Source organism: Frondihabitans sp. 4ASC-45, from assembly GCF_049472575.1.
In the GTDB taxonomy this organism is placed as follows: domain Bacteria; phylum Actinomycetota; class Actinomycetes; order Actinomycetales; family Microbacteriaceae; genus Frondihabitans.
Map to the genome: position 1 here is coordinate 91953 of NZ_JBCEBN010000007.1, position 25330 is coordinate 117282.

At 66.2% G+C, this 25330-nt stretch carries 26 protein-coding genes, 1 tRNA gene and 1 pseudogene; 9 read left to right on the forward strand and 19 right to left on the reverse strand.

Annotated features, from left to right (window positions below):
• Positions 1-102 precede the first annotated feature (102 nt).
• From VH571_RS11930 to VH571_RS11940, 3 genes are all read right to left on the reverse strand, one after another.
• Entirely contained in the window at positions 103-912 is an 810-nt protein-coding gene (locus VH571_RS11930; RefSeq protein WP_423264782.1) for a DUF1206 domain-containing protein, read from the reverse strand.
• Between the two features lie 143 nt (positions 913-1055).
• Positions 1056-1958, reverse strand: a complete 903-nt coding sequence (locus VH571_RS11935; RefSeq protein ID WP_423264783.1) for an NmrA family NAD(P)-binding protein — start codon at positions 1956-1958, stop codon at positions 1056-1058.
• A 10-nt stretch (positions 1959-1968) separates the two neighbouring features.
• The gene (locus VH571_RS11940) at positions 1969-2547 is read right to left on the reverse strand and encodes a MarR family winged helix-turn-helix transcriptional regulator (RefSeq protein ID WP_423264784.1); all 579 of its coding nucleotides are present in this window, start codon (positions 2545-2547) and stop codon (positions 1969-1971) included.
• 144 nt (positions 2548-2691) lie between these two features.
• On the opposite strand from VH571_RS11940, the gene VH571_RS11945 reads away from it, so the two are divergent.
• Positions 2692-4413, forward strand: a complete 1722-nt coding sequence (locus VH571_RS11945; protein ID WP_423264785.1) for a cation:proton antiporter — start codon at positions 2692-2694, stop codon at positions 4411-4413.
• Between the two features lie 156 nt (positions 4414-4569).
• Positions 4570-5745, forward strand: coding sequence for an alcohol dehydrogenase catalytic domain-containing protein (locus VH571_RS11950; protein ID WP_423264786.1), 1176 nt, complete (start codon positions 4570-4572; stop codon positions 5743-5745).
• A gap of 53 nt (positions 5746-5798) precedes the next feature.
• Here VH571_RS11950 and VH571_RS11955 read toward each other — a convergent pair whose 3' ends face one another.
• From VH571_RS11955 to VH571_RS11975, 5 genes are all read right to left on the reverse strand, one after another.
• Positions 5799-7214 (reverse strand): MFS transporter, encoded by a 1416-nt coding sequence (locus VH571_RS11955; protein WP_423264787.1) that lies wholly within the window; start codon positions 7212-7214, stop codon positions 5799-5801.
• Positions 7215-7298: 84 nt separating this feature from the next.
• Positions 7299-9077: an ABC1 kinase family protein gene (locus VH571_RS11960; RefSeq protein WP_423264788.1), complete on the reverse strand. Its 1779-nt coding sequence runs from the start codon at positions 9075-9077 to the stop codon at positions 7299-7301.
• Between the two features lie 3 nt (positions 9078-9080).
• Entirely contained in the window at positions 9081-9698 is a 618-nt protein-coding gene (locus VH571_RS11965) for a PadR family transcriptional regulator (protein ID WP_423264789.1), read from the reverse strand.
• Positions 9699-9822: 124 nt separating this feature from the next.
• Positions 9823-11037, reverse strand: coding sequence for an FAD-binding domain-containing protein (locus VH571_RS11970; RefSeq protein ID WP_423264790.1), 1215 nt, complete (start codon positions 11035-11037; stop codon positions 9823-9825).
• A gap of 78 nt (positions 11038-11115) precedes the next feature.
• Positions 11116-13017, reverse strand: coding sequence for an ABC transporter ATP-binding protein (locus VH571_RS11975; protein ID WP_423264791.1), 1902 nt, complete (start codon positions 13015-13017; stop codon positions 11116-11118).
• A gap of 183 nt (positions 13018-13200) precedes the next feature.
• On the opposite strand from VH571_RS11975, the gene VH571_RS11980 reads away from it, so the two are divergent.
• Positions 13201-14223, forward strand: a complete 1023-nt coding sequence (locus VH571_RS11980) for an LLM class flavin-dependent oxidoreductase (protein ID WP_423264792.1) — start codon at positions 13201-13203, stop codon at positions 14221-14223.
• 50 nt (positions 14224-14273) lie between these two features.
• On the opposite strand, the gene VH571_RS11985 is transcribed toward VH571_RS11980, so the two are convergent.
• Positions 14274-14729 (reverse strand): DUF6578 domain-containing protein, encoded by a 456-nt coding sequence (locus VH571_RS11985; RefSeq protein WP_423264793.1) that lies wholly within the window; start codon positions 14727-14729, stop codon positions 14274-14276.
• 196 nt (positions 14730-14925) lie between these two features.
• On the opposite strand from VH571_RS11985, the gene VH571_RS11990 reads away from it, so the two are divergent.
• On the forward strand, positions 14926-15198 hold the full coding sequence (locus tag VH571_RS11990; protein WP_423264794.1) for a hypothetical protein: 273 nt from the start codon (positions 14926-14928) through the stop codon (positions 15196-15198).
• Between the two features lie 231 nt (positions 15199-15429).
• Here the strand turns inward: VH571_RS11990 and VH571_RS11995 are convergent, their stop codons facing one another.
• Positions 15430-15630 (reverse strand): antitoxin VbhA family protein, encoded by a 201-nt coding sequence (locus VH571_RS11995; RefSeq protein WP_423264795.1) that lies wholly within the window; start codon positions 15628-15630, stop codon positions 15430-15432.
• 197 nt (positions 15631-15827) lie between these two features.
• The gene (locus VH571_RS12000) at positions 15828-16301 is read right to left on the reverse strand and encodes a hypothetical protein (RefSeq protein WP_423264796.1); all 474 of its coding nucleotides are present in this window, start codon (positions 16299-16301) and stop codon (positions 15828-15830) included.
• 391 nt (positions 16302-16692) lie between these two features.
• On the opposite strand from VH571_RS12000, the gene VH571_RS12005 reads away from it, so the two are divergent.
• From VH571_RS12005 to VH571_RS12015, 3 genes are all read left to right on the forward strand, one after another.
• Positions 16693-16980, forward strand: a complete 288-nt coding sequence (locus VH571_RS12005) for a hypothetical protein (protein WP_423264797.1) — start codon at positions 16693-16695, stop codon at positions 16978-16980.
• A gap of 172 nt (positions 16981-17152) precedes the next feature.
• The gene (locus VH571_RS12010; RefSeq protein ID WP_423264798.1) at positions 17153-17698 is read left to right on the forward strand and encodes a hypothetical protein; all 546 of its coding nucleotides are present in this window, start codon (positions 17153-17155) and stop codon (positions 17696-17698) included.
• A gap of 58 nt (positions 17699-17756) precedes the next feature.
• Positions 17757-17845 (forward strand) — tRNA-Leu (locus VH571_RS12015).
• A gap of 74 nt (positions 17846-17919) precedes the next feature.
• Here VH571_RS12015 and VH571_RS12020 read toward each other — a convergent pair.
• The 4 genes from VH571_RS12020 to VH571_RS12035 are packed head-to-tail and all read right to left on the reverse strand — an operon-like array spanning position 17920 to position 19800.
• Positions 17920-18534, reverse strand: coding sequence for a hypothetical protein (locus VH571_RS12020; RefSeq protein WP_423264799.1), 615 nt, complete (start codon positions 18532-18534; stop codon positions 17920-17922).
• Between the two features lie 20 nt (positions 18535-18554).
• Positions 18555-18998: a helix-turn-helix domain-containing protein gene (locus VH571_RS12025; protein WP_423264800.1), complete on the reverse strand. Its 444-nt coding sequence runs from the start codon at positions 18996-18998 to the stop codon at positions 18555-18557.
• 54 nt (positions 18999-19052) lie between these two features.
• Positions 19053-19448 (reverse strand): hypothetical protein, encoded by a 396-nt coding sequence (locus VH571_RS12030; protein WP_423264801.1) that lies wholly within the window; start codon positions 19446-19448, stop codon positions 19053-19055.
• 16 nt (positions 19449-19464) lie between these two features.
• The gene (locus VH571_RS12035) at positions 19465-19800 is read right to left on the reverse strand and encodes a hypothetical protein (RefSeq protein ID WP_423264802.1); all 336 of its coding nucleotides are present in this window, start codon (positions 19798-19800) and stop codon (positions 19465-19467) included.
• Positions 19801-19948: 148 nt separating this feature from the next.
• Here VH571_RS12035 and VH571_RS12040 point away from each other — a divergent pair, with 148 nt between their 5' ends.
• Positions 19949-20140, forward strand: a complete 192-nt coding sequence (locus tag VH571_RS12040; RefSeq protein ID WP_423264803.1) for a hypothetical protein — start codon at positions 19949-19951, stop codon at positions 20138-20140.
• A 225-nt stretch (positions 20141-20365) separates the two neighbouring features.
• Here VH571_RS12040 and VH571_RS12045 read toward each other — a convergent pair whose 3' ends face one another.
• The 3 genes from VH571_RS12045 to VH571_RS12055 are packed head-to-tail and all read right to left on the reverse strand — an operon-like array spanning position 20366 to position 23254.
• A complete protein-coding gene (locus VH571_RS12045) occupies positions 20366-21037 on the reverse strand; it encodes a response regulator (RefSeq protein ID WP_423264804.1) in 672 nt (223 codons plus the stop codon).
• Positions 21034-22305, reverse strand: a complete 1272-nt coding sequence (locus tag VH571_RS12050) for a sensor histidine kinase (RefSeq protein ID WP_423264805.1) — start codon at positions 22303-22305, stop codon at positions 21034-21036. The genes VH571_RS12045 and VH571_RS12050 overlap by 4 nt, the downstream gene beginning before the upstream one ends.
• A complete protein-coding gene (locus VH571_RS12055; protein WP_423264806.1) occupies positions 22292-23254 on the reverse strand; it encodes a type II CAAX prenyl endopeptidase Rce1 family protein in 963 nt (320 codons plus the stop codon). Before VH571_RS12055 ends, VH571_RS12050 begins: the two co-directional genes overlap by 14 nt.
• 236 nt (positions 23255-23490) lie before the next feature.
• On the opposite strand from VH571_RS12055, the gene VH571_RS12060 reads away from it, so the two are divergent.
• Positions 23491-23847, forward strand: a complete 357-nt coding sequence (locus VH571_RS12060) for a VOC family protein (protein ID WP_423264807.1) — start codon at positions 23491-23493, stop codon at positions 23845-23847.
• A 250-nt stretch (positions 23848-24097) separates the two neighbouring features.
• Here VH571_RS12060 and VH571_RS12065 read toward each other — a convergent pair.
• Positions 24098-25218, reverse strand: a pseudogene (locus VH571_RS12065) (IS3 family transposase).
• Positions 25219-25330 lie beyond the last annotated feature (112 nt).

The window sequence follows — 25330 nt, forward strand, 5'->3', positions numbered from 1 at the left end:
GGGAATCTTTTCTAGTCAAGAATGATTCTCAGAGCTTATCGATAAGTCTTCTCATTAAGCGAGCTAGCTGGCCCGGCAGAAACGAATCCGCTCAGCGCGCGGCTACAGACGCGCAAAGCGTGCCCGGGCGAAGCTGTACGCCCCGTAACAGATGAGCCCCACCCCGACGGCGATCAGAATCACCTGCCCGAAAGGCAACGCGGCGAGCGCCTTCAGCGCGCCGTCGAGACCGGAGGCCTTTTGCGGGTCAAGCGTGGCGGCAGCGACGATGAAGAGAATTCCGACGACGAAGACGGCGATACCTTTCGCCACGTAGCCGAGAATGCCGAGGCCGGTGATGGCGCGACCCGTGCTTCCCGACGGCAGGGCGATATCGTCCAGGAACTTCCGCCTCGATCCCTTCGCCACGAAGTAGGCGCCCACGCCGATGGCAATCAGGCCGACGACAACCAGAAAGATCCGACCACCCGGCAGCGTGAGAATCGATGCGCTGGCATTCGTGGACGTGCTGGTGGAGCTCGTAGCGCTGCCGAGAGCGGTCTGTGCTGCCGTCAATCCGAGGGCCACGTAGGCTGCCGCCTTCGAAGCGGAGACCAGGCTGCGCACCCAGCGCTTCTTCGACGACGAGCCGATGCCGAGCACCGCTTGGATCACTAGCCACAGCCCCAGCGCGAAAAGGCCGACGACCGTCAGCCACAGGATGATCGCGCCACCGGGGAGCTTGGCGACCTGAGCGAGGGCGCCCGACTGGTCGGACTTACCGCCCTGGTGCAGGGCGACGCGGATCGCGAGGTATCCGAGGAGGAGGTGGACGAGGCCGCTGGCGGCGAATCCGGCGCGTGCGAGCACTTCGAGGGCGTGGCTGTCGCCGACCTTCCCGGCGGCGGAGCGGATCTCACTGGGGCTGGTCATGGCGTTCTCCGATAGCTGGTGGTGCGTCGTGGGGCAATTCTGGGCCATGACGGCACCATGCTCGCGCCCCGTGACCTCATCCGTGCCGAGATCGCACTTGTGGTCGGGTGCACCCGACCGCAAGTGCGATCTCGGCCCACGACCTAGGCGCCGGCGAGGTGCTCCTGGAGAACGTCGCGGACGGTCGTCCAGGTGTGGGTGCCGTAGCGGTCGTTGTCGAGGTGCCGCAACTGCGCGTGGCCACTGAACATGCTGACGAAGTACTGCATCCCCTGCCAGGCCGGGAACGTCTCGTCGGGGTTCTTGGACAGGCGCTTGACGACCTTGCTCATGACAGACAGGGTCCCGGTCGTGCCGGCCCACTGCAGCTTGAAGGGCGTGCCGGTGAGCTCGGTCAGCGTCCGGGCGATGTCGCGGGCCGTCACCTGGGCTCCGGCGATCTCAATGACGCGAGGCGCCGTGTCGTCGAGAGCTGCCAGGGCGGTGACCCGGGCGACATCGTCTTTGGTCGTGAAGTCGAGAATCTGGTCGGCGGACGACCAGAAGAGGACCCGCCGACGGTCGAAGAGGATCATCGGCGCCTCACTCGCAATGAGGTCGGTGAACATTCCGTTAAGGATCGAGGTCGCCTGGATGGGCGCCGCATCGACCTCGGCTGCGAACTCACGACGGATCTCGAAGTTGCGGTTACTGCCGGGGGCGATCGAGCGGTAGTCGGCCGAATAGTCGGACGGGATGAAACGCGGCACTCCGGCGGCGACGGCCGCCTTCAGAAGAGCGCGCTGCGCATCGACGATCACGGGCCGGATGCCGCTGACGGCCGACACGACCACATCGACCCCGGTGGACGCGGCGGTCAGCGCGGTGTGGTCCGAGTAGGCGGCGCTCACGACCTCGATGCGGTCGTCATCGCCGAACAGCGCGGAGGCCGATGTGGAGCCGGGTCGGGTGAGGACCCGGAGTCGGACATCGTGCTGCAGGAGTTCGCGGACGATGCGTTGGCCGAGATCACCGGTAGCGCCGGCAACGAGGATGGTTGTGGTCATGAGGAACGTCTCAATCGTGGGAGGTCGAAGAAAGCGGGCGGCGGGATCGTTCGGGGGAAGCGACAGGGTATTCGTTGGCTGCTTGGGTATCGGAGATGAAGGACTCGACGTCGCCGGCCCCCAGTGCGACCCGGGCGAGCAGCCGGCGCAGCTGCGTTTGCTCGGCGGGGCTGAGATCTCGCATGAGGACACCCTCGGCGTCACGGAGGGCCACGCGTGCCGATGCCAGCAGAGTCCTGCCGACATCAGTCGGATACACCTGGCGCACGCGCCGATCGGTCGGATTCGGTCGACGCTCGACAAGCCCGCCCGATTCCAACCCGTCGATCACATAGGTCATCTGGGTCTTGTCGACTCCGAGACGGTGAGCAAGTGCCAACTGCGAGGAGGGCTCCTCAGTCGTGATCGCCACGAGCACCTGGTACCCCCGTGGTCCGCCAGGAATGTCGGCGACCGGCCCCGTGCCTAAGCGAGAGAACCCCTGGTACATCACTGCGAGAGACCAACCGAGTTCGGTCTCGATACCGGCGGCACCCCAATCGATGTCCGGTAGCGACACGGGTGCGCCGGTCGTCGACGAAGTTTCCATAGCTAAACCATACCTCTGCAAGATCATCTTTGTCAAAGATGATCTAAACCAGCGACGACCCGACCGATGGCGACTAATGCCAAAAATTGAGAGCAACTTCGGGCAGTGGTCAACCGAGTTCGTGTACCCGACTACGGTGAGCCAGTGCAGCTGGAACTCTTCGCCGTCATCGGCATCGCGGTCATCGTCACCGTGGCGGCGTTCTCCAGACGCCTCGGCTTGGCCGCGCCGATCATCCTGGTGCTCGTGGGTGTGGGTTTCTCCTACATCCCCGGGGTTCCGGCAATCGAGATCCCGCACGACGTCATCCTCAACGGTCTCCTGCCCCCGATCCTGTTCGCGGCCGCACTTCGCGTGCCCGTGGTCGATTTCCGCCGCAACTTCGAGTCGATCGCGAGCCTGTCGTTCCTGCTCGTCCTGTTCACCACCGCGGGCGCCGGACTTCTCCTGCACCTGCTTCTCCCGGGCCTGAACCTCGCGCTTGCCTTCGCGTTGGGCGCGGTCATCAGTCCACCGGACGCTGTTGCGGCGACCTCGGTCGGCCGCCGCCTCGGGTTGCCACCCCGCCTCCTCACGGTGCTGGAGGGGGAGGGGCTGATGAACGACGCGACCGCCCTAGTCCTTCTGCGCTCCGCCACCGCAGCGGCCGCCGGCGGCTTTCTCACGCCCTGGTCCGCCGGCCGAGACTTTCTGTTCGCAGTGGTGGTCGCGGTCGTGATCGGTCTCGCTGCCGGATACGCCACGGTCGTGGTTCGGTCGAAGTTCACCGACCCGGTTCTCGACACCGCCCTCTCGATCGCGGTTCCGTTCATCGCCTTCATCCCGACCGAGGCCGCTCACGCCTCGGGCGTTCTCGCCGTGGTCGTGGCAGGGCTGTATTCCGGGCATGCCAGCCCGAGTCGATTCACGGCCCAGGCGAGGATCAGCGATCGGATCAACTGGCGCACCATCCAGTTCCTCCTGGAGAACGCGGTCTTCCTCATCATCGGGCTCGAAATCCGCACCCTGATCGAGCAGGTGCACAGTTCCGGCAAGACCGGCGTCGCGGAGACCATCGGGATCGGACTGCTCATCACCATCGGGCTGATCGCCCTGCGATTCGCCTGGCTCAGCCCCCTCGTTCTGGCCCTCAAATTCCGGGAGCGGCACAAGGAGCGGGACACCTTCCGGCGCTGGCTCTCCCTCGAGCACGACCTACGCCTTCCGAAACGAGGGCTGATCGCGAACCGGCGACGCCAGACCGCCACTCTCCGCTATGAGCGGCAGCGTGCGGACCTCGATCAATTGCGTGCCGAGAGAATCGACTGGAAGGGCAGCATCGTGTTGTCGTGGTCCGGGATGCGCGGCGTCGTGACCCTTGCCGCCGCCCAGTCCCTCCCCGATTTCCCGTACCGGCCTCAGCTGGTGTTGATCGCGTTCGTCGTCGCGGTGACCACGCTCATCGGCCAGGGCGCCACCCTGCCCATTCTGATTCGCGTCCTCCGCATCCAGGGGGTCGACCGGTACGACGACCGACGTGAACTCGCGACCCTGCTGGACGAGATCAGCTACGGCGCCCTCGAAGTGATCCGAAACCCCGACGATGCCACCGACAGTGTCGACGGGGTCGACCCCGACGTGCTCGAACGCGCTCGGCAGGCATCGTTCCTTCGAGCCGAGTCCGCCTGGGAGCGATCGGAGAAGAACGTGTCGTCGTCCGATGAGACCCCCCACCGGGTCTACCGGCAGGTCCGGCTCGCGATCGTCGAAGCGGAACGGGAACGCCTTCTCGATGCCAGGAGCCGCGGCGCGTATTCCTCTCGGGTGCTGGCCGAAGCGCAACGCATGCTGGATCTCGAAGAGACGCGGCTCACTCCGCGGAGATGACGAGGAGGTGACGCTGAAATGACGCTGAAGGCGTCTCACTCGTGAGCGTCCATTTTGCGATCTGACTCACGGAAGAGCACTAACTCCTCTCTCAGCCCGGGGCCGTATTTTCCGAGTCTCCGAGGCCGCCAACCAAAGACCGAGTAGACCTGAAGTATGAGAGCTCTCACGTACCAGGCCGTCACCAAGGTGTCTGTCGAAGAAGTCCCCGATCCCACCATCATCGAGCCCACCGACGCCGTCATCCGAGTCACCTCGGCAGCAATCTGCGGCAGTGACCTGCACCTGTACGACGCCCTCGGCCCCTACCTCGACAAGGGCGACGTCCTTGGCCACGAGACGATGGGCGTCGTCACCGCCGTCGGAACCGAGGTCTCGCGCATCAAGGTCGGCGACCGCGTCGTCGTCCCATTCGTCATCGCCTGCGGTCACTGCTTCATGTGCGACCGCGGCCTGTTCTCGCAGTGCGAGACCACTCAGGTCACCGAGTACGACTCCGGCGCCACCCTCTACGGCTTCTCGAAGCTCTACGGCCAGACCCCGGGCGGACAGGCCGAGCAGCTTCGCATTCAGCGTGCCGACTTCAACCTCATCACCGTCGGCGCGACCCTGCCCGACGAGCGGTACCTGTTCCTCAGCGACATCCTTCCGACCGCCTGGCAGGGCGTCGAGTACGCCGAAGTTCCCGACGGCGGCACGCTCGTTGTCCTCGGTCTCGGACCGGTCGGCCAGTTCGCCAGCCGCATCGGAGTCCACAAGGGCTACCGAGTGATCGCCGTCGACCCCGTTCCCGAGCGCCGCACCATGGCCGAGCGCCACGGTGTCGAGACGCTCGATCTCACCGACGACGTCTCGGCGATCATCAAGAAGATGACCGACGACCGCGGCCCCGACTCCGTCCTCGACGCCGTCGGAATGGAAGCCCACGAGCACGGTGCGGTGGGGCTGTTCCAGAAGATGGCCGGCGTTCTTCCTGACGCTGTTGGCCAGGCCGTCATGCAGAAGGCGGGCATCGACAGCCTCGGCGCCATGCACCTCGCGTTCGACGTCGTCCGCCGCGGTGGCACGGTGTCGCTCAGCGGTGTCTACGGCGGCACCGCCGACCCGACCCCGTTCTTGAACCTGTTCGATAAGCAGATCAGCCTCCGCATGGGGCAGTGCAACGTTCAGAAGTGGACGGATACCCTCATGCCACTGGTCGAGGATCCTGCGGATCCCCTCGGCACCGAAGACCTCGTGACGCACCCCGTGCCGCTCGAGCAGGCCGCTGAGATGTACGACCTCTTCAAGACGAAGGGCGACGGCTGCATTAAGGTCGTCCTCAAGCCCTGACCTAGTCGCCCCACCCATAACAGTGCTGTGACACCGGCCCTAGCGAGCACTCGCTAGGGCCGGTGGTGTGTTGCCTTGCGTCGCAGGTCGACGAGCCCGAGCGTGAGCGCCGCTCCGGAGAACACCAGCGAGACGATCAGAGCGAGACTGAGCGCGTCGGCGAAGGTACCCACCTCAGGTGCCGGGATACCCTCTGTGCGAGAGGCGACGGCGGAGCCGAGCAAGGCGAAGAACACCGTGCCGAGGACGGTCTGCCCGGTAGCCGACCCGATCCGCTGAGCGGTCTGCAGCACACCGCCCGCGGCCCCGCCCATGCGCGGATCGACGTCCATCAGGGAGAGCGTCTGGTTCGGGGTGACGATGGCGCCACCGGCGATTCCGAGCACGAACAGCGGCACCGCGAGACGCAGGATCACGGTGGCCGGGTCGGTGAGGTCGGGCTCGCCCTGGATGACGGCACCGATCACGATCGTGCCGGCGAAGAACACCGACACCGCACCGACGACGAGCGGGCGTCCGATCCGAGGCACGAGTCGGCCCGCGACGGGAGCCCCGAGCACGGAGCCGAGCGCCAGCGCTGACACACCGAGGCCTGATTGCAGGGCAGTGAAGCCGAGGCCGTTCTGGTAGTAGAGCGACAGGATGAGTGGGATCCCGGTGTTGCTGCAGAAGAACACCACTGCAAAGGCGACCCCGGTCACGAAGGTAGGAACGCGGAAGAGCTGCAGGTTCAGAAGCGGCGACGCCGCCTCGCGCGTGAGCCGCGACTCACGGCGGAGGAACAGGACGAGGAATACGGCCGCGGGGACGAAGAAGACGAACACCCAGCCGCTGTGTACCTCGTTCACCTCGACGATCGGGAACAGGACGAAGAACAGCGCCGCGCCGAGGAGAACCGCACCGGCGATATCGAGCCGGCCCGACCCGGATCCTTTGGGCTCCTGTTTCGGCACCCATCGACGCGCCAGGATCACCGCGACGATGCCGATCGGCACGTTGATGAAGAACACGAGTCGCCACCCGAAGTCGGAGCCGCCGAGAGCGATCAGGAGGCCACCGATGACGGGCCCGAGGGCCGTGCCGACGCCGACCGAGAGCCCGAGACCGCCGAACGCCCGGCCGCGCTCGGATTTCGGGAACGCGTTCTGGATGTAACCGGACACCTGGGGCCCGATTATGCCTCCGAAGAGCCCTTGCACGACCCGGGCGGCGATGATCACGAGCGGCACGGGAGCGAGGCCCACGCAGGCGCTGGCGAGCACGAAGCCCGAGACTCCGATGATGAACATGCGGCGCCGCCCTCGGGTGTCGCCGAGCCGTCCGCCGATGACGGGCATGAGGCCGAACGCGAGGATGTACCCGCTGACGATCCACTGGAGCTCCGCCGGCCCGGCGCCCGTCGAGCGTCCGATCGACGGGAGGGCCACGTTCGTGACGCTGACGTCGAGCAGCGCGGCGAACTGGCCCATGAGCATGACGAACAGCGCCCGCCAACGTCGGGGATCGAAACCCTGGGCAGGGGACGACTCGTGTGCCGTGTTCGAGACCGTGAGCTAGCGCCTCCGCAGCGTGACGACGAGGTGCAGCAGCGGCACCGCGGCCGTCGCCATGAGAACCGTGCCGAACACCTCATCGGTCGACCGCAGGAAGACGCCGCCGACGAGGAGGGCCGCGAAGACGATCGCTGAGCCGAGTCGGTTGACGGAGCGTTCGACCGACCGAAGACGGCGGTCGACCTCGGGTGTCCGGACGGCGAGTTGACCGCGCTCGATCCGGGTCGCGAGCTCGTCCATCCTCCTCGGCAGCCGAGCGAGTGTGGTGCCGTAGGCCAGCGCCTGCCGGGGCAGGTCGCGAAGAGCATCGCGGCCATTGGTGCTGAGGATGGTGCGAGCGAAGGGGTCGACGGCGTCCCACATGTTGAAGTCGCGATCAAGGGCGCTCGTCACGCCCGAGACGAGCGAGATGGTGCGGATTAGCAGCAGGAAGCTCTCGGGCAGCTGGAAGGGGAGGACGCGGATAGTCTCCCCGAACTGCCGTCCGAACGCCTCCAGCTCGCGCGGGTCGATCGTCTGGAGCTCGGCGATGCCCAAGCCGCCGAAGCGGTCGAACAGCGCCGACATGGCGCGTTCGAGTTCGTCGGTGTCAGCCGTCGACAGCAGCACACCGAGTTCGCCCAGCGACGCGACCAGGGCTCGGCTGTCGCGTCCGACGGCGGCGAGGATGAAGTTCCGCAGGCCGGCGCGGAGCGGGTCGGAGATCTCGCCCATCATGCCGAAGTCGACGTACGTCAGGTGCCACTTCACGCCGGCACCGGTGTCGGATCTTGCCGTCTCGGATCCTGCCGTGCCGGATCCTGCGCTGCTGGATCCTGCGGCGACTGCGGCGACTGCGGCGACCGGGGTGACGAAGATGTTGCCCGGGTGAGGGTCGGCGTGGAAGAACCCGGCGACGAAGATCTGCTGGAAGGTGACGCGTGCCAACTCGTCGGCGACTGCCGACGGATCGATTCCCGCCCTTTTGAGGGCCTCGACATCGGTGATCTTGATCGCCGAGACGTCGGAGAGGGTCAGCGCTCTCAGCGAGCTGCGTTCCCACACCACCACCGGCGCCTCGACCACGGGGTCTCCGGCGAAGTCGGCGGTGAAGCGCTCGGCGTTCGCTGCCTCGTGCAAGTAGTTGATCTCTTCCAGACTCGTCGCGGCGAACTCCTCGACGAGTGCGGGGGCGTCGGCGCGCTTCGACACGAGGCTCACGTGCGAGAGCCAGCCGCCGATGCGGCGCAGCGCGGCCAGGTCGACGGCGACGATCTCGTCGATGCCGGGTCGCTGGATCTTGACGATGACGTTCTCGAACCCCAGGTCGGCCGCGAGCGCGGGCGACAGCCGCGCCCGGTGCGCCTGACCGAGGGACGCCGCGGCTATCGGAGTCGGGTCGAAGAAGGCATAGGCGGATTCCAGCGGCATGCCCAGCTCGGCGACGGTCTGCTCGCGGATCTTGTCGAAGGGCTCCGCTGCCACCTCGTCTTGCAATCCCTGCAGTTCGTTCGTGACCTCCGGCGGGAGGATGTCGAGTCGCGCCGAGAGGAACTGCCCTACCTTGATCATCAGGCCGCCGAGGTCGACCGCCAGCACGCGAAAGCGCTGGGCGAGGAACTGCAGCCTTGCGGTTCGACCGCGAGCGGCGAACCGCCGAAGACCGATGCGCGGGAGAAAGAGCTCGTACCACCAGGCCTGCGCGAGGAAGATCCAGGCGAACCGCACGATCTTGCGGTAGCGCTTCCGGGAGGCTCGGCTGGTCTGCGGCGCGGCGGGCGTGCCACTGGCCTGCGGCATGCCCTACTCCTCGGCGAGGATCGCGTAGAGCTTGCGGCGCGCCTCATCCACGACGGCGACGGCCCGCTCGGTCTGCCGGGGCGTGCCGGTCTGGGCGACCAGCGTCATCACCTGGGCCAGTTTCGCGGCGGATTTCGTGAGAGCGAGAGCTCCGTGAACACCCTGACCCCACGGTTGCTGCGGTGCCTTCGGTGACCCGGAGGCGGCGTAGGCGGAGCCGGCGTGGGCAGAGTCGGCAGCAGCGGAGGCAGCGGCGGCCGACTCGGCAGCGGCAGCAGCGGCCAAGCGCCCCGTGTCGGTCAGCGAATAGACCTTCCGTTCACCGACCTGCTCGGCCGAGACCAGCCCCTCATCGTCGAGCACCTGCAGAGTCGGGTAGACCGAACCGGGGGTCGGTTTCCACGTACCGCCGGATCGGGCTTCGATGGCGCGGATGATCTGGTAGCCGTGCATCGACTCATCGCTGAGTTCGCGGAGAACAGCCGCCCGGATGTCGCCGCCCTCTCCTTCGCCTTCTCGGACGTCGGGGCTCGCGTCCGCCGTGGAGGGGGAAGCGAAGGTCTGCCGGAGACCTTCGACGGCACCCCGCAGATCGAAACCGGGCGAAGACGACGAGCGCATAACGGGGTGTCCCTTCAGGACGCATGGCGAATCTTGACGATACATCGCGGCCCTGGACGGCGTGTCTCGTCTGACTCGTCCTCAAGCGTTCGGGCCTAGCCGACGGATCCTGCCGTCTTTCTGGTCACAGCGAGGGCGCAACACCCAGCTGGCGAACGAGCGTCGGAATCTGCTCTCGGAACGGGAAGAACCCGCGCGACGCGTGCGGCCACGCCAGGCTGTCCCACCGACGGCGGACGCTGACGAGGGCGACCCCTTCCGAGGCGAGGATCGGGCGCAACTTCTCGAGCCTCTCGTGGACGGGGCCGACCGGTGCGAAGGGCACGACCACGGTGTCGAGCTGTTCGGACTCCGCCCAGCACAGGACGGTCGAGGGGAGCGTGTCGACGAGGATCCGGGCCGGGCGGCCGCCGGCGTCGAGAGTGCGGGCCGCGGCATCGTCGAGGGCCGTCGCCGTGAACGCCGCCACGGCCTCCGACGCCGCGAACGGAGACCGCTCTCCCGAGTCGGCGACTGCGGCGGTCGCCACCAGCCGATCGGCGAGCCCGGGCTGCTCCGCGAGCAGGCTGCCGGCCTCGAGGTCCTCCTCGTGCAGCATCAGGCCGATGCGATCTCCGAGCTGCCCCACGACGTCGTTCGGCTCGATGGCCGTGCGAGGCGGGAGGGGGTCCTCGGCGAGCGCTCGGGCCTCGCTGGCGAGCCCGGTAGGCGAGAAACGGCCCTCCGTGTACTGCGCGATGTTGGAGGCCGATGCGAGGTAGGTCTTGCCCTTGGTCTGCAGGCCGGCGACCCACCGCCACGACAGCGTGTTCGACGCCGCATCTCCGTCGAGCAGATGCCGGTAGAAGAAGTCGGCGCCGAGCTGCCAGGGCAGGCCGAGGGTGAAGATCCAGATGCTTGCGAACCACATCCGCGTGTGGTTGTGCAGGTAGCCGGTGTCGATGAGCTCGTGCACCCAGGCGTCCATAGCGTCGATGCCGGTCCGCCCGGCCACGGCGTCGCGGTAGGCCTCCAGGAGATCGCCGGTCGCGAACTCCTCCACGTCGCGGCGATAGCGACGCCATACCTCGGGGTTCTGTTCCAGCCAGCCCTTCCAGTAGGTGCGCCAGAACACCTCCTGCACGAACTTGTCGGCGCCGCGGAGGCTGTGTCGTTCGAGGACGGCGGCAACGACCTCGTGCTCGGTCACCAGGCGATGGCGCACGTAGGGCGACAGCTTTGAGACGTTGTCCCTCGACACCCCGAGGTCGTGATTGCGGTTGCGGGCGTAATCGAAGCCCGCGCGGGGGACGAACTCTTCGAGCGCGTCGAGGCCGGCGGATCGGGTGGGGATGAACACTGCTCCATCGTGCGCCCCGCGACGCCGCAAAGGCCGACAAAGGGGGCTGATCCGGCGAGCGCCGGTGTCGCGACGCGACTAGCTCGAGCTCAATGCGTCCTCGTCTGCCGCGACGTTCTTCTGCACCGCGAACTGGGTCCGGTGGAGTTCCTCGTACCGCCCACCCATGGCCAGCAGTTCCTCGTGCGTGCCGCGCTCCACGATCGATCCGTCCTCGATCACCAGGATCGTGTCCGCGCTCCGGATTGTGGAGAGGCGGTGTGCGATCACCATGGCGGTGCGTCCCTCGAGAGCCTCGCTGAGCGCCGCCTGCACAGCGGCCTCCGACGTCGAATCCAGGGCCGCCGTCGCCTCGTCGAGGATGACGACGCGCGGCTGGGCGAGCAGGAGTCTCGCGATCGTCATCCGCTGACGCTCACCCCCGGAGAGTCGGTAGCCACGCTCCCCCACCATGGTGTCGAGCTGATCGGGCAGCGACCGGATGAGCGGTTCGAGCCGTGCTCGTCGGACGGCGTCCCACACCTCGTCGTCGGTCGCCTCCGGCCTCGCCAGGCGGAGGTTGGACAGGATGGTCTCGTGAAATAGGTGGCCGTCCTGCGTCACCATGCCGAGGGTGTGCCGCATGGACGCGAAGCTGACGTCGCGGACATCCGTTCCCGACAGGCGCACGGCGCCGCTGTCGACGTCGTACAGGCGCGAGAGAAGCTGCGCGATCGTCGACTTTCCGGCACCGGACGTCCCGACGAGGGCGACTGTCTGCCCCGGTTCGATCCGGAAGGAGATGCCGTGCAGCACCTCGTCGCCGCCGCGGGTGTCGAGCGTGGAGACCTCCTCGAGGGAGGCGAGCGACACCTTGTCCGCCGACGGGTAGGCGAAGCGGACGTCGTCGAACTCGACGGCCACCGGCCCGTCAGGAACGGCGGCGGCATCGGGCTTCTCCTGGATGAGCGGTTCGAGATCCAGCACCTCGAAGACACGCTCGAAGCTGACCACCGCGCTCATGATCTCGACTCGGGCGCTCGCGAGGCCGGTCAGCGGAACGTAGAGGCGGGTGAGGAGGAGTGCCAGGGTGACCACGTCGCCGGTGTTCAGCTGGCCGCGAAGGGCGAGGAAACCGCCGAGCCCGTACACGAGCGCGAGGGCGAGAGCGGAGACGAGCGTCAGGGCGGTTACGAAGACGAACTGCAGCATCGCGGCGCGCACCCCGATGTCGCGCACGCGGGCGGCGCGCACGCGGAACTCCTCGGCCTCGTCGTCGGGCCGGCCGAAGAGCTTGACGAGGGTGGCACCGGGGGCCGAGAAACGTTCGGTCATCTGCGTGCTCATGGCGGCGTTGTGGTCGGCGGCTTCACGGCGCAGCGCGGCGAGTCGACTGCCCATCCGGCGCGCGGGAATCAGGAAGATCGGCAGCATGACCACGGCGAGGACGGTCACGATCCATGAGGTGCTGAGCATGACGATCAGGGTGAGGATCAGCGCCACGACGTTCGTGACCACGCCCGACAGCGTGCCGCTGAAGGCCTGCTGCGCCCCGATCACGTCGTTGTTGAGGCGGCTCACGAGGGCGCCCGTCCGGGTGCGGGTGAAGAACGCGATCGGCATCTTCTGCACGTGGTTGAAGACCGCCGTACGGAGATCCAAGATCACGCCCTCGCCGATGCGCGCCGAGTACCAGCGCGTCACGAGCGAGACACCGGCATCGGCCAGGGCCACCCCGGCGATGCCGATCGCGAGCCAGACGATCGTGGCGATTGCGCCGTTGGCGACGATGACGTCGACGACCCTGCCGGCGAGCACCGGCGTCGCTACCGCGAGGAACGCTCCCACGACGGACAGGAGGATGAAGACGATCAGCTTGGCCCGGTAGGGCACCGAGAACGTCAGGATCCGACGCACAGAGGCACGCGAGATACCGTGCTTTCCGCCTCGGGCGGACGAGATCTTGTAGAGCGAGCTCCAGGCCGCGGACTCCATGCTCATTGCGGTTCCTTCCGTCGACCCCCGGCCCAGCCTGGTCGGTGCACGTGGCGGTGGTGCAGCCGGGAGCACGGCGAGACTAACCCACTCCGCGCCGTGCTGTGAGCGTCTCGACCGCCGACCGATGTCGCGCACGGGGGCCTGCCACGCCCGTGCCCGTGCCTGCGTCCCTGCGAGACTGGTGGCATGCCCGCCCACGGTTCCCCTCTCCAGCGTCTCGGCTTCCTCACGATCGGGTCGTTCGACCCCGCGTCTCCGGCCGCCGGCCACGAAGACACCCTGCGGGTGATCGAGCGCGGCGAGCAGCTCGGCTTCGACAGTGCGTGGCTCCGCCATCGGCATCTGCAGCCGGGTATCTCGTCGCCGGTCGCGATCATGGCTGCCGCGTCGCAGCGGACGAGCCGCATCGAGCTCGGTACCGCCGTTACGCCGATCGGTGCGGAGAACCCGTTCCGCCTCGCCGAAGATCTGAGCACCGTCGACGTGCTGCTGGGCGGCCGATTGAACCCCGGCTTCTCGGCGGGAACCCCGATGAACTTCGACCTGTACCGCGACGCGATCTACCCTGACACCGCCGACCAGGAAGACCTCGGTTACGACCGCCTCCTTCGCCTGCGCGACCTGGTGCGGGGCGATGTCGTCAACCCTTCACCGGAACGACGCGGCATCGAAGAGTTCAGCGACATCGTGCAGCCCTTCTCCCCCGGCCTCGTCGATCGTCTCTGGTGCGGCGTCGGCAGCACGCGGTCCGCGGTGTGGGCGGGCGAGAACGGCTTCCACCTGCTGGCGTCGAGCGTGACTCGCGCCGAGCAGGGCACCGACTTCGCCGTGAATCAGCGCGCCCAGATCGACGCCTACCGAGACGCCCATCAGGATGCCGCCTCCGCTCGTGTCTCGCAGGGCCTCGTGGTGGTGCCGACCGACTCGGCGACGCCGGAGCAACGGGTCCGCTACGCCGCGTACGCCGAATCGCGAGCGGGTCGCGTCGGGGTGCCCCAGGGCCCGGGCAAGTTGCTGTTCGCGGCCGATATCGTCGGCACCTCCGCCGAGATCGCCGACACGCTGCACGCCGATCCGGCCTATCAGGCCGTCGACGAGGTCGCGTTCGCGCTGCCCTTCGCGCTCGAGCCCGACGACTACGCGCAGATCCTCACCGATCTCGCCGAGCACCTCGGCCCGGAGCTCGGCTGGGCGCCCGCCGCTGCCTAGTCAGATGTCGTCAGAGACGCTCGCCGTCCAGGATCCTGCAGCACCGAGACTCACTCGTCGTCGACCGCGAGGGTGACGGCATAGCCGAAAGGAAACTCGACGTCGCCGTTGCCGTAGATGCTCGTGTATGACCGCCACCCGGTGTCGAGACCACCACGACCAGGATCCGCCACCACCGGCGCCGTGGTCTCCGTTATCCATGAGCCCGACGTGTCGAGCACCGGGCTCATGACCGCCGCACCGGGAAGAGGCCCGAGACCGTCGCTGTCGTGGACCAGAACGCACCGGACACGGCGAACATCCACCACCGCACCACGAACCCGCCGCGACGGCTGCTCGACCGCATCGCCATACGTGTCGTACTCCCACTCGACCGCGAGGCGATCACCGAACAGGCGAGTCACCCACGCCGCGTCGGCCGGGTAGAGCTCCCACTCGACGGCATCGCCGACCGTAATGAGGAGCCGCTCCTCGGCGAGCTGCCAGTCACTGAACCACACGAGCATGGGGCCATGCTCGCAGGTCGGGCCTTGGTCGCCGCCCACTGCGCATAGGAGCTCAGGATCCCGGTGGTCCCGAATCACCTGTCGGCGGGCGTCTTCGACACGGTCGGCTCTCGCGGCACGAGCAGTAGCCTGCCCACGCTGGCGGCTCAACCCCCACCGCGTCCGACCGGCGTAGCCCCACTCCTAGAGTGAGCGAATGAAAGAACACTCCCAACCCCCTCGGCGAAACCCCCGCCTCATGCGAATCCTGGCGGTCGGGTCCCCCGTGGTCGGCGTGCTCAGTCTCGCGCTGGGCATCGTGGAACTCGCCCACAATGATCCATCCGGCTATATGTCCATCATTCTGGGCGTCGTCATGCTCGCTCTGGGGTACACCTACATCCGAATTCTGGCCGCCAATCGAGACGGGCAAGCCTCAAGCGGCGAAGAGCACAACGACCATCCCGAGCACCCCACCGGCATGCAGTAAGCATCAGACGGTCGTGTCGAAATTGCCCGACCGTGCGAGTTGCGTCGAGGCGTTCACATAGCGAGGCGACCTAGCCGCCACACCCGCTGGTACCTGCGGAAGGTGTTCCGCGGCGTCGGCGCGGGAGACGGTCGATCTCATTTTCCCGGGAGGCCATCTGCGTTCTCAGCTGCCGAGCAAATTGATTCCAACGACAGATGTGTGGCGCCCAGATACGTTCGCCATCCCTGCTCAGCGATCGTTGAGCGAAGGGTGCGCGCGTCGGATGACGGCGCTCATCTGCTCGAGCGTCAGCTCTCCTCGAACCCAAGCATCCTCGGCCGCGATGGTGACGTCGGAGGCTCGGCCTCCCTCAAGGGCGGTGGAGGTGCGAGTCTCGTCGACCATCTGTTGCCGGCGGGCACGCTCGGTCTCGGTGGTCGACGTGGCCATCTGGGTCCTCCCCCATTGTCAATAACTTCTACCAACCCGGCGGCAAAAACGGTGGACGCCAGGTTCTAACGCTAAAGGTTTTGACGATGAGTTCTGACGATTCGGCAGGGCTGTAAATCCGGGGCCCTCCCAGATGGCGTCAGGCCACGCATAAACGATCGTTTTGGCTGGCGCCAGCTAGACGCCGAGGATCACGCCTAGAACACCCCGCCAGCTCGGAGGCCAAGAAGGACGGCCCAGAATGAAAACGTCGCAGCCCCGAAGGTGAGCACCTTGGCGGCGAAGTCGAGCCAAGGTCGTCCGTCGCCCTTGTTGTGTCCGACCACGGTCGCCAGCGACGCGAGTAATAGGAAGAAGACCACGGGGAGACCGAAACGCGCGACAGTGGCGTTCACCACATACTCGGTCGCACTCGTGCCCTTAGGCAGCTTGTTCACGATCGGAATCGTCGCAACCAGCACTAGGGCAGCGATGGTGGAGATCGCGAACATGATGCCGAGCCACACCCACTCGTTACGGAAGAACCTTTTAATCTTCGTCGCCGGCGTGGCCGGCGTGGCCGGCGTGGTCGGCGTGGTCGGCGTGGTCGGCGCGGTCGGCGCGGTCGGCGCGGCAGGCGCGGCAGGCGTCGTAGCTGTCACAGCTGTCGTAGGCGAGGATTCATCAGTCATGCGGTCAGTCTGACGTAAGCGATCGCCCTGACCGCCTGACCGCCTGGCAGCTATGAGATTGCTGTGTGAAAGCTCAGAAGCCAGTTGGGTGAGGTATGTTCAAGCCAGAGGCCTTCATGGCCAAAAGATACCCAAATAAAAATAAAACATAAAAAACGTACAGACTAAAAAAACTCAAATACTTACGCAAATTAAAGCGAGCAGTACTGGGATCCTCGAAGTAGAGGGCATCTCAGCAAGGGGCTTCCTGCCCGTCAAGTATCACGATTCCCCCCACGGGACGTGCTTCTTGCGGGGGAATGGGGAGTCAGGCCTTGCAAGAAAAGTCATTGGAATATCGTCGACCAACTGGTGCAGGACGCGTGGGGAGTCGTGCACCGCTTGGAGCACGATGCCGAACTTTCGCACTATTTTGCCGTTTGCGCCGCCTGCCGCCCTCACCGTGGGCGCAGTCGTCAGCCCGGGCCTCCAAATCGCCGCCTACATCTGCGTGGGTGTCTACCTGGTCTTCTGCGGGATCATCCTCGCCTTCCTCCTGATGATGGCGGTCGTGGGTACGCCGGCGCACGTAAAGAATGCGAAGTGGGTCCTGAACCTGCTCTTCATACGCCGAGCCCGAGCCGTGGCGGCACCTTCACCCGCAACCACTCCCCCGGCGACTGCGCCGCCCGCGACGTAGCCATTCCGTCTATTCGAGCAGCTGCACGGGGACGTCGACCAAGACGTATTGACCCTTGACTGCGCCGAACCCCGGTGATGCCCTCGACGGCGTCGGCATCGAGGGGCGGGTCCCGGAACCAGACGACAGCTTTGAGGATCTATCAGCACTAAGTTTCTCGTAGGAGGGGTAGATGAGCAGTCACAATTTTGAGACGTTGCGTGGCACTGTCCTGAGTGCATCGCGCTCAAGGAGCTGGGCGACGGCCGTCCAGGAGTGGCAGGTAATCGGCGTCGAAGATGACCCCCGCAGCGCTGGAATCTGCGTGTGCGGCAAGGTCGGGCTTCTCTACCTCTACACAATCCGCAACCGGCAGACAGGGCACGATCTTTTTCCGATCGGTAGTAGCTGCGTCAACCTGTTCGAGGTCGAAGATCTCAACGTTAGTGTGTCCGTCCTCCGCGTCCTCTTCGATCTGCGCGCCGCGCTCGAGAGCAGGAAGCACGTCACACTCACGCCCGAGTACTTCTCACGCGCCATGCTTGCCGACCTCTGGGAAAACGGCGCTTTCCCGCCGAACGACTACAACCATGGCAACGGTGAGAACGACTACAAGTTCATGCTTGACATGTTCAATAACCACCGTGACCCCAGCACAGGGGAAAGTCGGAAGATCTGGGTTCTCGTCAACAAAGCGATCAAGCCCTTCGTCCTTACGGATGAACGTCTGGGTAGCTAAGCGAGCGGCGGTCGCAAGGATCTTTTGTGATGATCATCGGAACTGAGTTATGGTCAAGATCTGGGTTGCGTAGCGGCCGAACGCACCGCCTTGAGGTGGCGGCAGGGGGCTTCGGCTCCCTCGCGGGTTCGAATCCCGTCCCAGCTGCAAAAGGAGGCCCAGCAGGTTTACCTGCTGGGCCTCTGCCTTGCCCGCACTCGCAAGGTGCGACCAGTTCATCGTTATCGCGCAATCCTCCGAGTCCATTCGTACGTCCGAGATCCACGCCGGAACGCATACAGGCCTATGCCGAGGGCAACTCCCGCGATAATCGCTGCGACTCCGTTTACGGTGCCGACCCCGCCTCCCTGCACTGCGAGAACCGACGCCGCAGCGGCGGCGAGAAGTAGAAGGATTCCGGACTTGGCGCGACTGCGCCCTTCCCGCAGAGCGAATCCGGCGGCGCAGACCCCGGCCATGATGAAGAACAGAAGGGCGTCGAACGCGAGTAGGGCGGGGTACTGAACCCAAGCGATCAGCGCCCAGCAGAAGGCCACGATCAAGAGACTGTGGATCGCGAAGATGCCCCAGGACAACCAGCGCGGCTCTAGCGCGCGGTTCTTTGCGGCGCCGCCTACAACCCAGTGCCATGCGCGGCGTTGCAAGATGGTCGCGGCGATGATCGCGGCGACCCCGACGAGTTCGGCGATTCCTGCGGCGTTGAGGACGAAGTTACCCGTCTCGCCGGGGGTCATGCCCACGGTGCTGAACACCACGGCCGCGACGCCGATGACAAGAAGTGCGGCCGTTTCCAGAGCGCGGCCGGCGAGGTATTCGCGCCGGCCTCCGGTGGTCATGGGATGAGTTGCTACAGCGGTCATCGTTCCCCCTTGAGGCGACGTGCAAGCCAGGTCAGTGCCCCGGCGGTGAGTTGAGTTGCTTCTGAACCGTTGACGATTTGGGACACGGCTTGCCGACTGATTCCGAGTCGTCGTGCGATCGCGACGATGGACTCCCGCTCGGCAGCCGCCCGCAGAGCCGCGTAGCGCACCCGCGTGGCGGACGCGACCTCATGCCGCAGCACGGCGGCTCGTTCCTCGGCGAGGAGGGAGATCCGCATTAGCGTTTCTGTGCTGAGCTCGACGGGATTGGCGGCTAGCGCCTCGAGCGAAAGCACCTCCGTGGCGCGCTCTGGGTCGAGGTCGATGGCGTCGAGCAGATCTACGATGCTGACGTCGTGCTCCGTGAGCCGTTGCGCGGTCGCGGCCGCGTCGTGCGGCCGGTAGTGCGAGACGATCTCGGCGATGGTTGCTTCGGACATGGCAAAACGCTAACGCAATAGCACCCTTGCGCGCAAGGGTGCTATTGACAGTGTCTATCTGAGGAGCTGCACGGGGACGTCGACTGAGACGTCTTCTCCGTTGACGGTGCTGAACCCGGTGATGCTCTTGACGGCGTCGGTGCCGAGCGACGAGTCCGGGAACCGGACGACGATGGAAGTGCCCTTGTCGTCGACGTGGCTCGCGTCGTAGTTGGCCTGGGTGGCGCTGGCAAAGTCGTGGACGTACGCGGCGGCCTTCGTGTGGTCGAACCGCACGGCGAAGTGCTTGACGAGGGCGCCGCTCTGGTCGACGAGCGCAATGCCGTAGATGAACCTTTCCGCGACGGGCTCGGCCGGGAAGGGGTCGCCGAGGTCGAACGTGGCGACGATGCCGTTGGCGTCGACGTCAACGAGGACGTTGACGAGCTCGCGGGGTGTGAGAGCGCTCATGAGCTCACCCTACGAGTCATCGTGGCCAGGCGTCGGGCTCAGGGTGAAGCTGTCTCTGCAGGGTGCTTAACTCGCTCTCGTTCTGGATCATCCACGCGACGGCACTGTTGAGCGAGTCCGTGGTGCGGAGCCACGGGCGGCCTCCGGCGTCTTCGCGGCCGTGGGCGTAGCAGTGGTAGACCACGACACCGTTCTCGCTGCCGGAGAGGACGTAGCCGATCGGCGACTCTCGAACCCGCCTGATCTGCCACACACCAAAGGTGGAGGCGGCCGGCGGAACGGCCAGCGGGCGTGAGGGGATCGGTCGCCGAAGGATCTTGTCGACGCTCTCCCCTGGACCTTGAACTCCCACGGCCGGAGCGTACGGCCGACCACCGTCGTAGCGACCGTGTCAGGCTTGCTGAACGACGGCCAACCGACTTGCATTCGAGGACACGAACGTCGCAGGGATCAGGCCGATCGGATCGGAATCCGTGGCGGCGTTGGCGTGATTCAAGGTCGTGTCGCAGCCAGGCTCGCACGAGGCTGAGCACATCTACGGGCCTGCTCTGGCGATCCGCGATCGCCAGTGGCTCGGCGATGCCCCGTCGATTGCAGCGGCGGTCGCGTTCTGCGATCGCGTCGAGCGCACCGCCGACGTGGTTGGCGAGTACGACTGGGCCGGCGGGAGTGTCGAGACGTTCTCGAGCTAGGACTCGTCGCGCGTCTCGCTCGCGAGGTGGACAACTCCCTCTGACTTTCCCGCTGCAGGGTGGAGGCGCAATCACGCTGTACATCTTCACGGTCTCTCTCGCTTTCATCGAGAGTGAATTGGAACCGCGCAAGCTTCCCCTAGGTGCAAACGTGAGCGGCGCCGTGTCGACCTGTCTTTGGCACGAGACACCCAGTCGTCACCGCTCAGCACCCGCCGCCGCCATCTACTCCACCCCCGGCACCGCCACGATCCGGTTCTGGTACGCCCACACGACCGCCTGGAGGCGAGACCGGACGCCGAGTTTTGGCAGCATCCGAGCCAGGTGCGACTTGACCGTGGACACCTCGACGACGAGTTCGGCCGCGATCTCCTCGTTCGACATTCCCTGCGCGAGAAGCATCAAGACCTCGCGCTCACGAACGGTCAGGAGGTCGTCAGCCCGATCGCCCGTGACCGGCTGCAGGCTCCGCCTCGAGACGAACTCGCGCAGGACCCGGCGCGTGAGCGCCTGATCGACGGTGCCGTTCCCGGCGGCGACTTGGCGCACCGCCCGGATGATCACGTCAGGATCGGCGTCCTTCAGCAAGAACCCGGACGCCCCGGCCTCGAGCGCCCCGAACAGGTAGTCGTCGAGACCGAACGTCGTGAGGATCAGCACCGGCACGACCGGGTCGGCGTCCGGGCCGCACAGTTCACGCGCGACCTCGATCCCGTTCCGCACCGGCATGCGGATGTCGAGGCACGCGACGTCCGGTGCGGTGCGCCGAGCGAGCTCCAGCGCCTCTCCCCCGTCGGCGGCAACGGCCACCACTTCGATGTCCGCCTCAGCGCCGAGAAGCGCGGTGATCCCGGCGCGCACGAGCGGCTGATCGTCAGCGACGAGCACCCGGATCATGCCTGCACCCCAAGGCCCTCGTCGGCGGCGTCCAGCGGCGCCTCACGGGTCAGCGTCAGCTCCACCCGCCAACCGCCGTCGTCGGTAGGCCCCGCCTGCAGTCGAGCTCCAACGAGGTCGGCCCGCTCCTGCATTCCGCGCACGCCACTCCCCCCAAAAGACGAGGTCGAGGCGGCCGGCGTAGCAGCCGGTCCGTTCTCGATCCGAATAGTCACACCGGCCGAGTCGAGATCGTCGATGGTCACCGTGACCGGAGCACCCGCGGCATGCAGGGCGGCGTTCGCCAGCGCCTCCTGAGCGGTGCGGTAGGCGGCGAGTTGGGCGAGCGGTCCGACACCGGCGGCAAGGTGCGTCTGATCGCCGGCGGTGCGGACCTCGAGCCGCACATCAGATCGCAACGCAGTCCGCTCCACAAGGTCCAGGATCCCCGCGACGGTCTCGACAGCCCGCTCGGCCGGGGCGTCGTCGCGCAGCAGTCCGACGAGTCGGCGCAGGTCGTCGAGAACGGCCGTGCTCTCCTCCCGAACCTGCCGCACGCCCTCGTGGGCCCGCTCCGGGTCGGAGTCGATCTGCCGGTCGATCACAGCGGCCATCAGTGCGATCCCCGAGAGGTGGTGCGCGGCGATGTCGTGCAGTTCGCGCGCCATGGCGGTCCGTTCCCGCGACACCGCCGCGTCGATCCTTGCTTCCTGTTCTCGACCGACTGCTGATGCTTCCGCGGTGCGGGCTGATCGCTCGTCACGACGCGAGCGAATCACGAGGGCCACGAGCAGAGGCAGTCCGACGGTCCCGGCCGCCTGCAGAAGTCCCTGCCCCAGGGCCGCCGCGAACGGCGCATCCGCCCCAAGGATCCCACCGGTCACCTCCGCAACGACAACGAGGCCTGCCGTCGCGGCGAGCGCGGGCCAGAGCACGCCGAGCCGCACCCGGACGACGGCGAGCGCGACGGAGACGATGACGGCGAGTTCCGCCAGGGTGTGGAAGTCGCCCGGCGAGACGGCGGATCCTGCGACTGCGAGAAAGGCGACCGCCACCGGCGTCGCTCGGGGAGTGCGCCCCGAAGAGAGGAGCGCCGCGGCCTGGGCGAGCAGCACGAGGGCGAAGCCGATCCACTCCCCACCGAGGGGTGCAGGGTACGACCCGACCGGCCCGACCTCGTCGACCCGGTCGAGGGCGGGCAGGCCGACAAGGAGGCCGATGGCGACGAGGGCCGTGCCGCTCGCAACAGCGACGGTCGTTCGTCGCCGGCGTGCGTCATCGGAGGTCATCGGTCGATCCTACGAGTCGGGCCTCGGCGGCCGTCGGTTCGTCGTCGCGGGCGGGGTCGTAACCCAGGCGACCCCGTGTGATCACCAGCAGCAGGGTCGCACCGATCGTCGACAGGATCGCGAGGCCGATCAGCATCGTCGAGGCGGTGATCCCGGGATACATGTCTGCCCAGAGTGTCGAAATGGTGTTGTTCACGCCGACGTGCAGCAGCAACACCAGCGGCAGACTCTGACCGGTGCGGTTGAACACCCAGATCATGATCACGTTGAACGTGATCGTGAACGCGATGAAGACGAGAGGGTCGGTCCAGGGCGCGGTCGGCCAGCCGCCCCAGTCGCTGAGGTAGAGGGGCATGTGCCAGAGGGCCCAGAGCGGTCCGAGCACGGCCGCGGCACCGAGGGCGCCGAAGCGCGACTGCAGGCGCGGCAGGGCGAAGTCACGCCAGCCCGGCTCTTCAGAAAGCCCGGTCGAGAAGATCTGCACGATCAGCCCCGGCACCAGGGCGCCCAGCGCGAGGGCCGAGGGCGCCTGCACGTTGCCGCCGGAGAACGGCAGCCCCGAGAGCACGATCAGAGCGGGCACGCCCACGAGAGCCAGCGCGTACCAGTACCAGCCGACCCGCCACCGCCAGAGCCGGCCGACCCACCGTCGAAGGCCCGGACGCCCGTCGGCGACCGCTGTCACCAGGAAGGCACTGCCCAGCGGCCCGAGAAGAGCCCCCGGAAGCACGCCAGAGAACTGAGCCGACCCGAGAAACTCCGGAAAATGGATGTTCCACACCCCGAGCCCGTGCGGCGACAGGATGTACGGCACCCACGCCAGCCAACTCAAGCCCAGCGCAAGGGCGAAGAAGCTGACGAGGGGGCGCCGGGCGATGACGCCGCCGATCCCTCCTCGTGTAGGGGCTTCCGTGCCGGTCTTGGGGCGGTTCTCGATGATCGTCGCCATGATGCCTCCGTTCGTCGGGTGGCCCGGAACGACCACACCCCAACGCTATGAACGGGCCCTCCCCCGAACGACCGGCAAAAGAACGCACGGCTGAACCCTGCGTCGAAAGATGCAAAGGATCCGACCTCCCGCACCAGGCAGACATCTCACCTCGGTGCTCGCGGCACTTCTCGCTCAAGGGGCGTAGAGCTAAGTGAGGGTCAGACGTGCTGACCCGAGAGAGTGGGGATGAACACATGGCACATGGAGTGGCAACCGTCTGGGTTCCTGTGACGGATATGAAACGAGCGGTTGCGTTCTACCGCGACACTCTCGGACTCGAAGTGAAGAGCGAAGACACCGACTGGTCGGAGCTCGACGCGGGCGGCCTCATGATCGGGCTCAACGGCCGCGAAGACGCCTCAGTGTCGTCGTCGGGTGGCGCCGTCATCTCGTTCCAGCCCGACGGTTCGATCGAAGACGAGCTCGCTCGCCTCAACGACCACGGCGCTGACATCCAAGGCGAGATCAGTGAGCACCCGTGGGGGCGGATCCTGCCGTTCAAAGACAGCGAAGGCAACGACCTGCAGCTGTACTCGCCGCCGCAGGGCTAGCAGCCGGCATCACCTTCGCCAATGCATGTAAGCCGGCAGCAAGCCCGAGGCTGGCCTACGTGTAAGAGACCGATGAAGGTCTGGCAAACAGAGAGGCCCTCTTCGCCGCACTCACGTGCGCCGGAGAGGGCCTTATTGTTTGCTGCTTGGTTAGCTGTTGCCCGAGCAGGTAGCAACGGCGTACGGACCGGTGGACGTGTTGGTCGAGAGGACTGCTGTCGGTTTGTTTCACTCGTCTTGTTCGGGGTTTTCAGGCTGCGTGAGCGGCTTGTGAGTCGACTATCTGGAACTCGATCGGTGTGAGCCGTCCGAGTCTCCGTTGTCGTCGTCTCCGGTGGTAGGTCCGCTCGACCCAGGTCACGATTGCGAGCCGAAGTTCCTGCCTCGTGTGCCACCGCTGCCGGTTGAGCACGTTCGTCTGCAGGAGTGAGAAGAAGGATTCCATGGCTGCGTTGTCGGCGCAGGCGCCGACGCGGCCTATGGACCCGGTTATCCCGAAATCCTTGAGGTGTTCGACGAACTGCCTAAACCAAATTGTGATCCGCGGTCCGAGTGCAGTGTCGTCCCGCTGGTGTCTCGGAGGGCGACCGCATTTTGAAGCGCGCCCACGGCCAGCTCAACGGTCATCCTCGAATCGATCGAGTAGCCCACGATCCGGTTCGAGTAGTCGTCTTTGATCGCGCAGAGATGTAGCTTGCCTTCGTCGATCCAGTGCTCGGTGATGTAGGTGAGTCACAGTTGATTCACTTCGATCGCGGTGAAGTCGCGGAGTACGAGATCATCGTGGACGGGCGGTCGCCCGTCCTGTTCAGGCCCCGCTTCTTCGGGTGCAGCGACCGGAGCCGCTACTCGGAACACAGCCGCTACACGCACCGCTCCGACGCCATTAGGCCGACTTCAGCCTTGACCTCGTCGGAGATAGATCGACACCCGAGTCCGGGATCGTCGTGCGGCAGAACGATCGCGACATTCGTGAGGTGAGCGTTGTCCGAGTCCCGACCCGACACAGGATTGGCTTGCTATTTGATGAAGGCTTGCTTGCTGCAGCCCGGCACCCGGCAGGCCACCTTGATCAGAATCCGATCTGCGGCAAGGTCAAGGGCCAGCGGGAACATCAATTGGGGGATTAGCGCGGACATTGATACGTTTCCTCGCCTTAAGAAGCTCGGCCCCGTCAGCCTGTGTTACACGGGGTTTGCCGCCGTTTTTGACGTCCGCGAGCTTGAGCCAGCGTTGCAGGCAGGACTCCGAGATCCCGAAGTCTTTCGTGATCCGGCTGACCGGGGCTTCGCCCCGACGCGCGACCGCGACAACGTCGCGACGGAACTCCAGTGCAAATGCTTTGGCACGTTGACCATCCTTCCGTGAGATCCAGCATCCTCACGGCGCAGGAGTCAACAGACGGACAGCAGTCCCCGTACTGGGTGCTCGCTGGTCGCCGTTGTCGTGATTCTGCGGAAGTTGTCATTGTTGGTCGCGGCTG

Excerpts from the sequence above, each read along its gene's own strand:
- VH571_RS11930 (WP_423264782.1), bottom strand. The coding sequence starts at position 912 with ATGACCAGCCCCAGTGAGATCCGCTCCGCCGCCGGGAAGGTCGGCGAC.
- VH571_RS11935 (WP_423264783.1), bottom strand. The coding sequence starts at position 1,958 with ATGACCACAACCATCCTCGTTGCCGGCGCTACCGGTGATCTCGGCCAA.
- VH571_RS11940 (WP_423264784.1), bottom strand. The coding sequence starts at position 2,547 with ATGGAAACTTCGTCGACGACCGGCGCACCCGTGTCGCTACCGGACATC.
- VH571_RS11950 (WP_423264786.1), top strand. The coding sequence starts at position 4,570 with ATGAGAGCTCTCACGTACCAGGCCGTCACCAAGGTGTCTGTCGAAGAA.
- VH571_RS11955 (WP_423264787.1), bottom strand. The coding sequence starts at position 7,214 with ATGGGCCAGTTCGCCGCGCTGCTCGACGTCAGCGTCACGAACGTGGCC.
- VH571_RS11960 (WP_423264788.1), bottom strand. The coding sequence starts at position 9,077 with ATGCCGCAGGCCAGTGGCACGCCCGCCGCGCCGCAGACCAGCCGAGCC.
- VH571_RS11965 (WP_423264789.1), bottom strand. The coding sequence starts at position 9,698 with ATGCGCTCGTCGTCTTCGCCCGGTTTCGATCTGCGGGGTGCCGTCGAA.
- VH571_RS11975 (WP_423264791.1), bottom strand. The coding sequence starts at position 13,017 with ATGAGCATGGAGTCCGCGGCCTGGAGCTCGCTCTACAAGATCTCGTCC.
- VH571_RS11980 (WP_423264792.1), top strand. The coding sequence starts at position 13,201 with ATGCCCGCCCACGGTTCCCCTCTCCAGCGTCTCGGCTTCCTCACGATC.
- VH571_RS11985 (WP_423264793.1), bottom strand. The coding sequence starts at position 14,729 with ATGCTCGTGTGGTTCAGTGACTGGCAGCTCGCCGAGGAGCGGCTCCTC.
- VH571_RS11990 (WP_423264794.1), top strand. The coding sequence starts at position 14,926 with ATGAAAGAACACTCCCAACCCCCTCGGCGAAACCCCCGCCTCATGCGA.
- VH571_RS11995 (WP_423264795.1), bottom strand. The coding sequence starts at position 15,630 with ATGGCCACGTCGACCACCGAGACCGAGCGTGCCCGCCGGCAACAGATG.
- VH571_RS12000 (WP_423264796.1), bottom strand. The coding sequence starts at position 16,301 with ATGACTGATGAATCCTCGCCTACGACAGCTGTGACAGCTACGACGCCT.
- VH571_RS12005 (WP_423264797.1), top strand. The coding sequence starts at position 16,693 with ATGCCGAACTTTCGCACTATTTTGCCGTTTGCGCCGCCTGCCGCCCTC.
- VH571_RS12010 (WP_423264798.1), top strand. The coding sequence starts at position 17,153 with ATGAGCAGTCACAATTTTGAGACGTTGCGTGGCACTGTCCTGAGTGCA.
- VH571_RS12020 (WP_423264799.1), bottom strand. The coding sequence starts at position 18,534 with ATGACCACCGGAGGCCGGCGCGAATACCTCGCCGGCCGCGCTCTGGAA.
- VH571_RS12025 (WP_423264800.1), bottom strand. The coding sequence starts at position 18,998 with ATGTCCGAAGCAACCATCGCCGAGATCGTCTCGCACTACCGGCCGCAC.
- VH571_RS12030 (WP_423264801.1), bottom strand. The coding sequence starts at position 19,448 with ATGAGCGCTCTCACACCCCGCGAGCTCGTCAACGTCCTCGTTGACGTC.
- VH571_RS12045 (WP_423264804.1), bottom strand. The coding sequence starts at position 21,037 with ATGATCCGGGTGCTCGTCGCTGACGATCAGCCGCTCGTGCGCGCCGGG.
- VH571_RS12050 (WP_423264805.1), bottom strand. The coding sequence starts at position 22,305 with ATGACCTCCGATGACGCACGCCGGCGACGAACGACCGTCGCTGTTGCG.
- VH571_RS12055 (WP_423264806.1), bottom strand. The coding sequence starts at position 23,254 with ATGGCGACGATCATCGAGAACCGCCCCAAGACCGGCACGGAAGCCCCT.
- VH571_RS12060 (WP_423264807.1), top strand. The coding sequence starts at position 23,491 with ATGGCACATGGAGTGGCAACCGTCTGGGTTCCTGTGACGGATATGAAA.